This window comes from Pseudomonas sp. zfem001 (assembly GCF_032621725.1).
In the GTDB taxonomy this organism is placed as follows: domain Bacteria; phylum Pseudomonadota; class Gammaproteobacteria; order Pseudomonadales; family Pseudomonadaceae; genus Aquipseudomonas; species Aquipseudomonas sediminis.
Window position 1 is genome coordinate 86,854 of record NZ_JAVYJI010000009.1, and the last position, 12,947, is coordinate 99,800.

Annotated in this window: 2 protein-coding genes; one reads left to right on the forward strand and one right to left on the reverse strand. The window is 61.2% G+C overall.

The genetic code is table 11. The features are described 5' to 3' along the window. Nucleotides 1-17 precede the first annotated feature (17 nt). On the reverse strand, nucleotides 18-11,084 hold the full coding sequence (locus RTH74_RS23235; RefSeq protein ID WP_316916208.1) for a retention module-containing protein: 11,067 nt from the start codon (nucleotides 11,082-11,084) through the stop codon (nucleotides 18-20). A 446-nt stretch (nucleotides 11,085-11,530) separates the two neighbouring features. Here RTH74_RS23235 and RTH74_RS23240 point away from each other — a divergent pair, with 446 nt between their 5' ends. After that, nucleotides 11,531-12,886: a TolC family outer membrane protein gene (locus tag RTH74_RS23240; protein ID WP_106733956.1), complete on the forward strand. Its 1,356-nt coding sequence runs from the start codon at nucleotides 11,531-11,533 to the stop codon at nucleotides 12,884-12,886. The last annotated feature ends 61 nt before the right edge of the window (nucleotides 12,887-12,947 follow it).

Below are 12,947 nucleotides of genomic sequence, written 5' to 3' on the forward strand. Positions count from 1 at the left end.
CGCCCCCTGTACGCGCCTCAAGCGACCAGCTGATTATGATCCAGCATGCCCTGGATGACCTCCGCAGCATTACCTCCGGACAGAATGGTGTTTTCCAGGGTGATGGTCTGATCCACCGGTGCACCACTGCCTGCACTGGCGATGTTGATCACCGTACTGCCCGGCTCGCTGACGAAGTCGAAGCTGAGGTACTGGGTCAACACATCGGCGCTCCCTGGGTCAGTGACGCCCTGCAACAGTTGCGACAGATCCAGCTTGTCCTCGCCATTGCCGAAGTCCTTGACGATGTCGTGATAGTTGCCACCACGATCATCGGCGTTCCACACGAAGGTGTCGTTGCCGGCACCGCCAATGAGGATGTCGTTGCCCTTGCCGCCGATCAGGGTGTCGTTGCCATCACCGCCCTCCAGACGATCATTACCACCCAGCCCATGGAGCGTATCGTTGCCGCCCAAGCCCAGCAGCACATCACTGCCGTCGCTACCTAGCAGGGTGTCGTTGAGCGCCTCATTCCCCATTACCACGTTGGGCTGCACTGCAGCGCTGGAGCCGATACCGACCACCAGGCGCGCCGTGCTGACGTCGCCGTCCGGCTGAGTCAACTGGTAGGTGAAGACATCTTCCTTGCCCAGGTTGGCGTAGTCGGGGTCCGGCGTGTAGGTGTAGGCCCCGTCGCTGTGCAGCACCAGGCTGCCCCACTGCCCCGCGATGGTCTTCGAGGTACCCACGGTCACGAAGCTGCCGTTGTCCAGCACGCTGAGCGTCGCCCCTTCACTGCCCTTACTGTCCACCGCGCCCCATGGATGGTCGCTGTAGAGATAGTTGTTGGCATCGGTCAGCACATTGCCCGCCACCGCCGTGGCCGTGTCGACCAGCATCGCGGCAGCCACGGTGATCAGGGTGATGTTGTCCACCCGGACACGGAAGCTGTTGCTGTTGTTGGTACGATCATTGACCTCGAAGTAGAGGCGATAAATACCCTCGCCCACGCTGTTGCTGGTGACGGTAGTCGAATTACTGGACGCGTGGGTGCCACTCTGCACCAGCGTCCAGGCGCTGCCGTTCTGCTTGTACAAGGTCCAGGTGAACTGATCGCCCGAGCCGCTGCTGCTGAAGTTGCTGATGCTGCCCAGGTCGAAGGAGACCTTGGCCGTGCTGCCCTCGGTCACCTCGAAGGTCGGTGTTGCAGCCTTGGTACTGACTCCAGCGTTACGATCGCTATCGATGAGCTGAAGCGCACCACTCTGCACACTGACGCCATTGGACGAACTGATCGCGGTGACGCCCCATTTGCTACCCGACACATCCAGAACACTGGCTTGCGTGATCACCGTGGTTTCATTGCCACTCACGTTGCCGTTGTCGGTGGTATCGAATATCCAGGGGTTGTAGTTGGGCCCAGACGAGGCTGGATTGCTGGTACTGGAAAAGTCCGCCAGCACCTTGGTTACCGGGTCGGGCGTGACCCATTTCTGCCCGACGATGGCCTGGTTGTAGTTGTCGTAGGCATAGACCTCGCTGCTGTCGGTGATGGTCAACTTCAGGTCGGCAGACACCGCATCGCCATCGCGATCGATCAGGGTGTAGCGGATGGTGTCCGTCACATCCTCGGCGACATCGCCGTTGAAGTTGTAGGTGTAAGCACCGGTGACCAGGTTGACGCTGAACGAGCCGCCACCCACGGTGGTGAAGGTCAGCGTATGACTCGCGGGATCGTAGGCAGCCGACTCGCTGGTATACGTGACACCGTTGTGGATGATCGCGGCGATCGGCTGCAGACCCGGGCCATCGGCACCGAAACCATTACTGCCTTCGCTGATCAGGTTGCCGGAGATCACCGTACCCGTCACCGTACCCTGCAGGGTGTCGTTGAGCTGGTTGAGGTTGGAAACCAGGATGCCATCGGTGTTGACGCCCGTCTGGCCGTCATAGGCGATGGGGTTGAGCAGGGTCTTGTCGAGGTCGCTGCCCAGCCCCATACCCAGCGCATAGGACTTGATGTCCTTGGCCGTGAGGAAGGCGATCCAGTCCGCCTCCTCGCTGGCGCCGATGCCATCGCCCAGTTCCGGGTTGTACTGGCTGCCACTGTTGTTGCTGCCCGGGTTGGCGTTGGACAGCGTCGGCTGGCCGTCGGAGAGGAAGTAGGAAACGTTCTGTACCCCTGCGCCGGTGAGCTTGCCGGACGAATCGTAGGCATTCATCGCCTTGATCAGCGCATCGTCATAGTTGGTCGAACCGTTGCCGGCATTGTTGGCCAGGTCGGTGAGCCAGGCCTTGGCATCGACGGCGCTCATCCAGACATTGCCCACAGCACTGGCCGTATTGGCGAAGGTGACGATGCGTACCATCACGTCACCGAGGTTGTCGTAGCTGTCGATCAGACGTTGCACGGCATCCTTGGCCAGCGCCAGCTTGCTGCTGAAACCGCTGACACCCGACGGGGCGTCATCCATGCTGCCGGACAGATCCAGCACCACCATGAGGTTGGTTTGGATGCCTTGCGGTTCGCTGGCAGACTTGGCGATGTCGTCGGGCGTGGCCGGCGAGTCGTCATCTACCGTGATCGTCAAGCTACCCGTGGCCGGAGCCGAAGGCGCAGCGGAGTCCCAAACCTTGTAGGAGAAGGCCAGGTTCAGGTCATTCTCGTCTGCCGTACCGGCAACGTCCGGCGCCGGATGATCGAGCGGTTTGAACAGCTTGAAGCTGTATTGCCCGGTATCCGAGTTGGTCAGACTGAGAGTGAAGACCGGATTGCCACCAGCATCGAACGCGCTCAGCGTCTTGCCATCAGCACTGAGCTGATAGTTGAGTGGCGAGCCGCCTGAAGACAGGCTGCCAAGACCACTGGCATCCCAGGCAAAACCACCGAAGTTGTCTACCTGATAACCCAGTGGCCCACCAGCCGTAGTGGCTTCACCAGCCTGGTCGTTGGGGCCTCCGGCCAGACCATGGGTCAAGCCATCCTCGTCGACGCTGCCAGAGGCCTGACCACCGACCGGGTCATTGCCACCGAGCGTGAGGGTCACGGTGGCCGTGGAAACGTCGCCATCGCCGTCGGTGATCTGATAGGTGAACACCTCCGTACCGGCGCTGGCCCCACTGCCGGCGCTGTAAACCAGATTACCGCTGGGATCGATGACCAGCGTACCGCCCTGACTGCCCTGGCCGATGATCTGCACCGGCGAGACGCTTGCCTTGCCATCGTTGCCAAAGCTGTCATTGCCGGTGAGGTCGTTGATGTTGCCGACGACCTGATCAACTGCTGTGCGTGAGACTTCACCGACAATCTCATCGCTGACCGCCATCGGTGCGTCATCACGGAAGCCCAGTACCTGGCCCAGGTCGATGCTGGCCGAAGCCTGATCGCCGTCGGCGTCGGTGATGGTGGCCTGCAGGCCGACCTTGTCACTGCCCAGCAAGTGCAACTCATCCGGCTGGGCAGTGGGATGAACCACAGCCCGCAGTTGCGTCAGGCTCACCAGCCCTGCGGCGTCGACGCTCAGGGTAAAGACCAGCTCGTTACTGGTTTCGGTGCGACCTTCGAGCACCGAGCCGTTGAACACCAGCTTGACCGCTTCATCGCTCGCGGTATCGACCAGCCCGGAGTTCGGCGATTTGATCACCAGTTCGTAGACCAGAGAACCAGGGCCGTCGGCACCATATTCGGCGTTGAAGGCCGAGCTGAAGTTGCGGCTGACCGTCGCATCCGGCGTACCCAGATAAGTCTCGTCCACCTGCAGCGGCATGCCCCAGGTCACGTTGGTGTTGACGTCGTTGTAGTCATAATCAGGAGCGTCGGTGAGATCCTCCCAATTCTGGTTGCCTGGTTCGGCGTTGTCCTGCAGGTGCGAGCCGCCTGGGTTGAACTCGGCGCGATCGAACAGCACGTTGGCACCGCCAGCGCCGGTCAGTGGCACGCCACCCAGCAAGGCCTGCCAGTTGCCATCAGCATCCTGCTGGAAGGTCAGTTCGGCGCCATTGCTGAGCGCGACGTTGGCCGCACCATTGGGGATGATGAAGAAACCCACCTCACTCGGGTCGAGCCCATCCAGATCGAAGGTGGTTCCCGCCGCCTGCGCTTTCACATCAGCCCAGATCACCTTGCCCACGGATGGATTGCCCTCGGCATCTCGCGAGTAATAGCCGTAGCTGTTGTGATAGCCGGCATCGGTGCCGAGGAAGGTGGCCTGCGACTCGAAGCCCGGCTGCATGGCCTGGATGGTCGGGGTATCGTCGTTGACCGTGACCACCAGCTTGCCCACGGCGGTATCACCATCACCGTCGGTCACGGTGTAGCCGATCTGCAGTTTGATGTCGTTTTCATCCTGGCCAGCCGGATGCATCAGGGGCTGATGCAACTCCAGCTCGTACTTGCCGAGCGCCGGATCGGTCAGCACCACGGTCACCAGCGTGCCGCGCTCGGCACTGCTGATGGTCAGCGTTTTGCTGCCGTCGTTCCAGGTCGAGGTGACGTTCTCGGTGCCCAACACGCTCGGCCCGGACAGGGAGATGCCACGCAGACCATCAGAGCCGGCGTCGAATACCAGCGTGCCAGAGACCGTGGTGTTCGCCCCTGTCACGTCGCCCTCACCACCGTTGATGCCATTGGGCAGACCTTCATCGTCCAGCGCGTAGGCGGCATTGGTGATGCCCGCGGAGGGGCCATCGTCCTCGAAGCCGACTACCTTGCCCAGATCCAGACTGGCACTGTGAGAGTCGCCATCCTTGTCATAGACGGTCACGCCGAGCTTCAGCACGCCAGCGCGAATCAGCGCCAGCTCGTCATGATTGCTGGTATTGCCATGGGCGATGGCCTCGTACTGCACGAGGGTCACGCTGCCACTGCCGGCATTGACGCTGACCTTGAATACCGTGACGCCATTGGCCACACCCAGCACGTTGCCGTCTGCATCCTTGTACAGGCGAATATCGCCGCCTGCGGTAGCATCCAGCTCGGAGTCCACGCCGTCCTGGCTCAGGTTCAACTCGAAGCGGGTACGCGACGTGTCTTGGCCATCCGAACCGGCATCCACCGTGAGCTTGAACAGATCCTTGCCGTCGATGCTGGCATAGCCAAGCACATCGCCATGGCCTTGCTCGTCGTTCGGCGCGACATGGCCGTTCTCGTTCTGGCTGGAACCTGTGGTGCCCACCGATTCGTCGACGTACAGCTTGGTGCCATGCTGCAGCTCGAACTTGGTGATTTTCGGGCCGTCGTCCTCAAAGCCGACCACCTTGCCCAGATCCAGGCTGGCGCTCTGCGAGTCGCCGTCCTTGTCATAGACCGTAACGTTCAGTTTCAGCACGCCATCCTTGAGCAGCGCCAACTCGTCATGGCTGCTGGTGTCGCCATGGGCGATGGCCTTGTACTGCACCAGGGTCACGCTACCGTCAGCGGCATTGACGCTGATCTTGAATACCGTAACGCCATTGGCTTTACCCAGGATGCTGCCATCGGCTTCCTTGTACAGCAGGATGTCGCCGCCGGCCGTGGCATTCAGCCCGGAGTCCACGCCATTACTGGCAAGGCTCAGGGAGAAGCGGGTACGGCCGCTGTCCAGGCCATCCGAACCACCATCGGCGGTCAACTTGAACAGTTTGTCGCCGTCGATCCGGGCGTAACCCAGCACATTGCCGTGGCCCTGCTCGTCATTCGGCGCAGCCTGACCGGGTTCGTTCTGGCTGGAACCACCTTTGCCAACGGATTCGTCGACGTATAGCTTGACGCTGTGGCCCAGTTCGAACTTGATGATTTTCGGGCCGTCGTCCTGGAAGGAGAAATAGGACGAATTGCCGCCAGCAAGCTCGACCTTCGCGGTACGGGTCACCGCGTCACCATCACCGTCGACACGGGTGACCTGATACTGCAGCTGCAACGAGCCCTGGTGTTTGATCAGCAGATCGACCGCCTCGTCGAAACGCTGATCGTTGTGCGGATGGCGGATCGCTTCGAACAGCGTGGTCTGCAGTTGCGGCTGACCATCGACAGTGACGATGGCAATGGTGAAGACCGTATCGCCAGTGGCATCGACACCCTTGATGACCTGGCTGTTGGCCGGGTCGACGAACAGGCGGATGGCACCGCCATTGGTGGCCGAAAGTGTGGTGGCCAGCCCCTGGGCCGGCACCCCGGAGAAGCTCAGCGTGCCGCTCAGCGAAGCCTGGCCATCAGCCCCGGCTGCCCCACCGATGGTGAACAGCGAGGTCAGGCCACCGGCAAGTTGGGTGGTGACCTTGGCCAACGCGCCATTGTCGTCGTTCACGTAGCCCTGGCTCTGGTCGTCGTTCGCGGCGTAACGATCCTGATTGCCACGGGTTTCGTCCAACGCCACTTCCAGCTGAGCCAATGCCTGAGCGTTGACCCCGAGGCTCAGGGTCGGCACATCGTCCTCGATATTGATCACGAACAGGCCGCCAACCCCTTCGGGGATGTTCAGCGGATCGCCATCACCGTCGGTGATGGCCAACAGATGGGTGAAGTCGATGCCGATCTGGCCAGCGCTCGACCACAGCTCACTGTCGTTGCCATCGGCCTGCGGATGGTCGATCGGCCCTTGCAGGGTGAAGGTGAAGCTGCCATCGGCATTGATCACCAGGGTGAACACCGGATAGCCACCAACGTCCGCGGCAGCCGTAGCGGTCAGCGTGGCGCTGAGCAGATTGCCGTCGTCATCGAAGCTTTCGCTGACCGTATAGACCAGCGGCTTATCGCCGGAAGTCAGCCCTTGCTCGTTCAGCTGCGAAGTGGCCGTGGCGCTGTCCACCAGGCCGAAGCTGCCAGGGCCGTCGGCACCGAAGGCCACTAGCGAGGCCAGCGTGCCAGCACCGCCAGCCGTGCTTACAACAAGCGTCTGTCCAGCCTCCTGATTCCCGACATTGGGGGTCGTCAGCTTGTCTTCATGCACCGTGCCACCGATGGCAGGCGGCGTCTTGGCCGTCCAGGTGGCCTGGATATTGACGTCGTTGTAGTCGTTGTCGCTGTTGCCGTTGTTGACGTCTTCCCAGTTCTGGTTGCCGGGCGCGGCGTTGTCCTCAACATGGGATTTTCCATTGGGGTTCAGCACCGGGTTGTCGAAGACAACCGCAGCACCACCGCCACCATTGAGTGCGCTACCGCCGACAAAGGCCTGCCACTGGCCATCGACCAGTTCGAAGGTGACTTCGGCGCCATTGGCGACACCATTGGCACCGCCATTGGGAATGATGAAGAAGCCGACACTGGACGGATCAAGACCTTCCAGCGTGGCACTGCTACCGATGCTGAGCGACGTGGTATCAGCCCAGATCAGCGCACCGCTGACCGGCACGCCATCGGCACCCTTGATGTAGTAGCCATAGCTGTTGGCATAAGACGCATCACCGCCCTCGTAGGTCAGGGTCAGGCAATACTCCGGCTCGCTCACTACTAGCTCCGGCACATCATCTTCGATATTGATGACGAATAGCCCCGTGGTGCCCTCCGGCAACTGCAGGTGGTCGCCATCGCCATCGGTGGCGGTGAATAGCTGGGTGAAGTCGATGCCGAACGCCCCATCGTTGGCCCACAGTTCACCATCATTGCCATCGGCAACCGGATGGTCGATCGGCCCCTGCAGCTCGAAGCGGAAGCTGCCATCGGCATTGACCGTCAGGGTGAACACTGGGTAATTGCCCAGACTGTCAGCGGAAACCGCAGTCAGCGTGGTGCTGACCAGCTTGCCGTCGACGCGGGTTTCAACCACCTCATAAACCAAGCTTTCCCCGCCCGAGGTAAGCCCCTGAGCATCGAGCAGTCCCGTCGCGGTACCGCTGTCGACCAGCCCAAAGGCCCCCGGACCGTCGGCGCCGAAGGAAACCAGCGAGCTCAGATTGCCGGCACCACCCTCGGTGCTGACAACCAGCGTTTGCGTACCGCCATCCGGGTTGCCCGTGTTCGGGCTGGTCAACAGATCCTCGTGTACCGTACCGCCCAGAGCAGGCTGCTGCGGGTCTAGGGTCTTGAGAATCGGCACATCATCTTCTACGTCGATGACGAAGCTGCCAGACGGGAAACCTGCGGCGATGGGGTCGCCATCGCCATCAGTGGCTACCAGCACTTCAGAGAAATCCAACGCCTGGCTGTTGTCACCCAAGGTTTCCGAGTCGACACCATCCGCCTCCTGATGATCCAACGCACCATTGAGCGTGAACAGGTAGCTACCATCGGTACCTACTTGCAGAGTGAATACCGGACTACCACCGTCACCCGCAGTAGCAGTCAATGTCGTGCCGTCCGCCGACACGGCGTAGAACAGCGCCACGCCACCGGAGGTCAAGCCGAGCGCCTGCAAACCGGACAGCGCGCCGGGCTCCTGGCTCAGGTGGAAACCACCGCGACCATCTGCACCGAAGTTGACCAGCACATCCAGCGTGCGCGGCCCGCCTTCGGCGGTCAAGATTTGCTGTGGTTCGCTGCCGGGCTCGGCATTGCCGCTACCCAACGCATCTTCGTGCACTAGGCCACCGACCACCGGCTGCTGCGGGGTGGGCTGAGCCGGCAGCGGGACGTCATCCTGAATATTGATGACGAACAGGCCTTTCGCGCCTTCGGGCAGTTGCAGCGGATCGCCGTCGCCATCGGTCGCGGTGAACAGCTGGGTGAAATCGATTCCGATACCGCCCTTCGACGCCCACAGCTCGCTGTCGTCGCCATCGGCGCGCGGATGATCGATCGGCCCCTGCAACGTGAAACTGAAACTGCCATCGGCATTCACCACCAGAGTGAATACCGGGTAGCCGCCCACCCCTTCGGCAGCCGTAGCAGTAAGAGTGGTACTTACAAGGTTGCCGTCGCCATCGAAACTTTCGCTGACCGTATAGACCAGCGCCTGGCCACCCGACTTGACGCCCTGCGCGGCAAGCTCAGTGCTCACAGCTGCGCTGCTTGCCAGGCCGAAGGCGCCGGGGCCATCAGCGCCGAACTTCACCAGCGCCATAAGGCTGCCGGCACCACCATCGGTACTGATCACCAAACGCTGACCAGCCTCCGGATTGCCTTGATGCGGCGCTTCCAGTTGGTCTTCATGCACGGTGCCGCCGACCGGTGCCTTGGTCGTCCAAGTGGCTTGAATGTTGACGTCGTTGTAGTCGTTGTCACCACCAACGTTGACGTCCTCCCAATTCTGGTTGCCGGGCGCGGCGTTGTCCTCGACATGGGACTTGCTTCCGGGGTTGAGCGCCGGGTTGTCGAACACGATGTTGGCACCGCCATCGCCCACCAACGCCGTGTCACCAATGAACGCTTGCCACTGGCCATCGACCAGTTGAAAGGTCACTTCGGCGCCGCTGGCAATCTCATTGGCGGCGCCATTGGGAATGATGAAGAAACCGACTTCGCTGGGGTCGAGCCCGTGCAAGGTCACCGAATCCCCGTTACTCAGGGCGCTGGTATTGCTCCAGATGATCTGACCACTGACGGGCTCACCATCTGCACCCTTGATGTAGTAGCCATAGCTGTTGCTGTAGCCGGCATCACCGCCCTGGTAGGTCAGGGTCAGACAATTGTCGATGCCATCGTCGACCAGTACCGGCACGTCATCCTCGACGTCGATCACGAAACTGCCGGCGTTGAAACCGCCCGGCACCGCGTCACCATCGTAGTCAGTAGCGATCAGCAGTTTGGAGAAGTCCAGCGCCAGGCTAGCGTCGCCCAGGCGCTCGGAATCATCGCCGTCGGCACGAGGATGATCAATCGGCCCCAGCAGGGTGAAGACATACCCACCATCGCTGGTCACTACCAGCGTGAATACCTGCACGCCACCTGCAGTCGCTGTCAGGGTGCTGGTGCTGCCGTCGTCCGAGACCTCGACGGAATAGAGCAACGGCTCCTTACCCGAGGTCAGCCCCAGCGCCTGCAAATCTGCCAACGCGTCAGGACTCGTGCTCAGTTGGAAACCACCACGGCCGTCAGCACCGAAGTTGACTAGCGCGTCCAGAGTGCTGGGATCGCCGATGATCTGGGTCTTCTGCCCAGGAATGCTGCCAGGCTCGGCATTGCCACTGCCCAGGGCATCCTCGTTGACCACTTCCCTGATGAGCGGACGCTCCTCACCACCTGCCAGTGCAGGGCTGTCATCGTCCACCAGAATGCTCAGGCTGCCACTGGCTGGCGTACCGTTGCCGTCGGTGATGGTGTAGTTGAACAGGTAGAGAATGTCGTTTTCGTCGCTGCCACCTAGCGGTGGAGCGGCATGATCGAGCGGCGCGAACAGCTCGAACTGATAGGCGCCGGTCGCCAGATTGGTGACCTGAGCGACGAACACTACCGTTTCCCCGGCATAGGCGGTCAGGGTCAGCCCATTCGGGCTCACCTGATAGGTCAGGGGCGTCCCACTCGAGCTGACGCCCATTTCCGCCAGCCCGGCGGTCGACCAGGTAAAAGTGCCCGGACCGTCTGGCCCGAAGCTGTAGCCCAGAACGCCGGTGACCAGCGTCGCCTCGCCATCCAGATCGTTCACCCCACCGACGATACCGTCGGGCAGGCCATCTTCGTCGACCGCGTTCGAGGCGGTGCCGCCCGTGGGAATGCCATCCACTTCAGGGTCGGCGGTAGCGATTGGCAGAGCGTCTGGGAATTCCGGCCCACCTGGCAACCCGGCAGTGGGGAAGCCGATCACCGGGTCGAGTGCTCCACCTACTTCACTGAGCAACACGAACGAGTGGCCACCGCCTACGCCGCCGGCGCCACCCGTACCAGCACCGGGGCCAGCCGCCGTAGCCTCACCTTGCTGGGTCGGGTCGTCACCCGCTTCGATGGCAGCCTGCAGGCGCTCGACATCGGTGAGGTCGTCATCGCTGGGGGTAGTCGGTGGAGTTTCGACGACCGGAGCCTGGGACTCGCCGCGATCCGCGATCATTTGCGTATCGAGGGTGATGCTGCTGTCCCGACCCAGGGTCAGTTGCTGCCCGTTGGTCATGGCCACCGCAACCGCACCGGAAACACCGGTGACTAGCTGCTCGCCCGCGTAGACCCGATCACCTTCGCTGATTGGCCGGCGCGATCCGTCGCTCGCTACCGCGAACACTTCGCCGACAACCTGACTGACGACACCAATAAGAGTAGCCATGATTCCATCCTCACTACAGCTGCCGACCACCGCCGACACGTACCTACCGAAAGGGTCAGAACACCTTTTCGAAGCCGAGGAAAGAACCTAGACAGCTGACTGAAATGGAACGGCGCAAAATCCAAAAAACGCTACCGACAAAAAAATGTCACCACAGCATGCGTCGAACTACTCCATCAGTTGAATCCCCGCCCTTTGATGCCTGACAACCCATTTCAGCTGTGCAGCCCACGAAAAACGAGGACTTGCACAGCTCACAGGTTCAAACAATGTGCTGCTTTTCTCAGAGTTCATAAGATTTTTTCTGAATATAGGTTGTGAAAAAAACATCTTAGGTTCTCCAAAAGTTGTTCTTAGCTGTGATGTTACAAGCCTGAAACGGTTTTACAGGCAAAAACGCCATTTTTATGGCGACAGGATAAGAACTTCAGTCAGGAGAAACGCCAATGCGCACCTTAACCCCGCTGTGGAGCGCCATGCTTTTGGCGACTGTTTGCAGTCAGGCGCAAGCCATGAATCTGTCGGAAGCGATTCAGAGCACGCTGGACAATCACCCGGAAATCCACGCTGCCGCCAATAGCCGACTCTCATCGGATGAGGATGTGAAATTCGCCAAGGGCGGCTACCTGCCCACCGTCGATCTGCTGGTCGGTTACGGCCGGGAACGTACGGACAGCCCCAGCACGAGGGCGCTGGGCAATCACAACACAGAGACCCTGAACTACCGCGATGCCGAGCTGCGTTTGCGGCAGATGCTGTTCGATGGTTTCAACACCCCCAACGAAGTGGCGCGCACCCAGGCCGTGGTCAACTCCCGCGCCTACCGTCTGCTCGGCACCTCTGAAAGCCTGGCGCTACGCACCGTAGAGGTGTACCTCGATGTGCTGATGCGTCGCGAGATGGTCACTCTGGCGCGCAACAACCTGCAGGCACACCAACGCATCAACGATCAGATCGGCTTGCGCAGCCGCCAGGGCGTTGGCAGCACCGCCGACCTCGACCAATCCGAGGCCCGTCTGGCCCTGGCGCAGAACAACCTCTACACCGAAGAGGTCAACCTGGCCGATGCCGAAGCCAACTTCTTCAGCGCCGTGGGGCGTTTGCCGGATCAGCTGGAGACACCCTCCTCGGTCAAGGGCAATATGCCGGCCGATTTGCTCGCCGCCCGCCAGACCGTGATGGACAACAACCCGTTCCTGAAGTCGGCACAGTCGGACGTCAATGCCGCCGAGAAACAGTACGAAGTGGCCAAGTCGCCCTTCTACCCGCGCTTCGACCTGGAGTTGGCCACCAATGCCAACGACAACGTGCAGGGTGACGAGGGGCACTACAACACCTGGCGAGCCGCCGTGGTGATGAACTACAACCTGTTCAACGGCATGCGCGACAAGGCCCGCCTGCAATCGGCCGCGCACCAGATCAACGAGTCGATGGACATCCGCAACAACGCGCTGCGCGTGCTTAACGAAAACCTCTCGCTGGCCTGGAACGCCATGGAGAACGCGCGCCTGCAAACCCCCAAAGCCCGTGACTACGCGGACTACACCTCACGGGTTCGCGAGGCCTACCAGCAGCAGTTCAGCCTGGGGCAACGCACCCTGCTCGACCTGCTCGACAGCGAAAACGAACTGTTCACTGCCAACCGCCGCTATACCGAGGTTCGCTACGGCGAAGAGTTCTCGATGTACCGCGTCGTCGCGGCCATGGGTGATCTGCTGCGCCAGCAACAGGTCGTAGTCCCGGCGGAAGCTGTAGCCCTCACCGAAGTGAAGAGCGAAGCACGCTTGCCGGAGATGAAGTAGTACCGACTCGAGACCCTGTGTGAACACACGGGGCCAACGTGCGGCAAAGGTCTGAACGGGC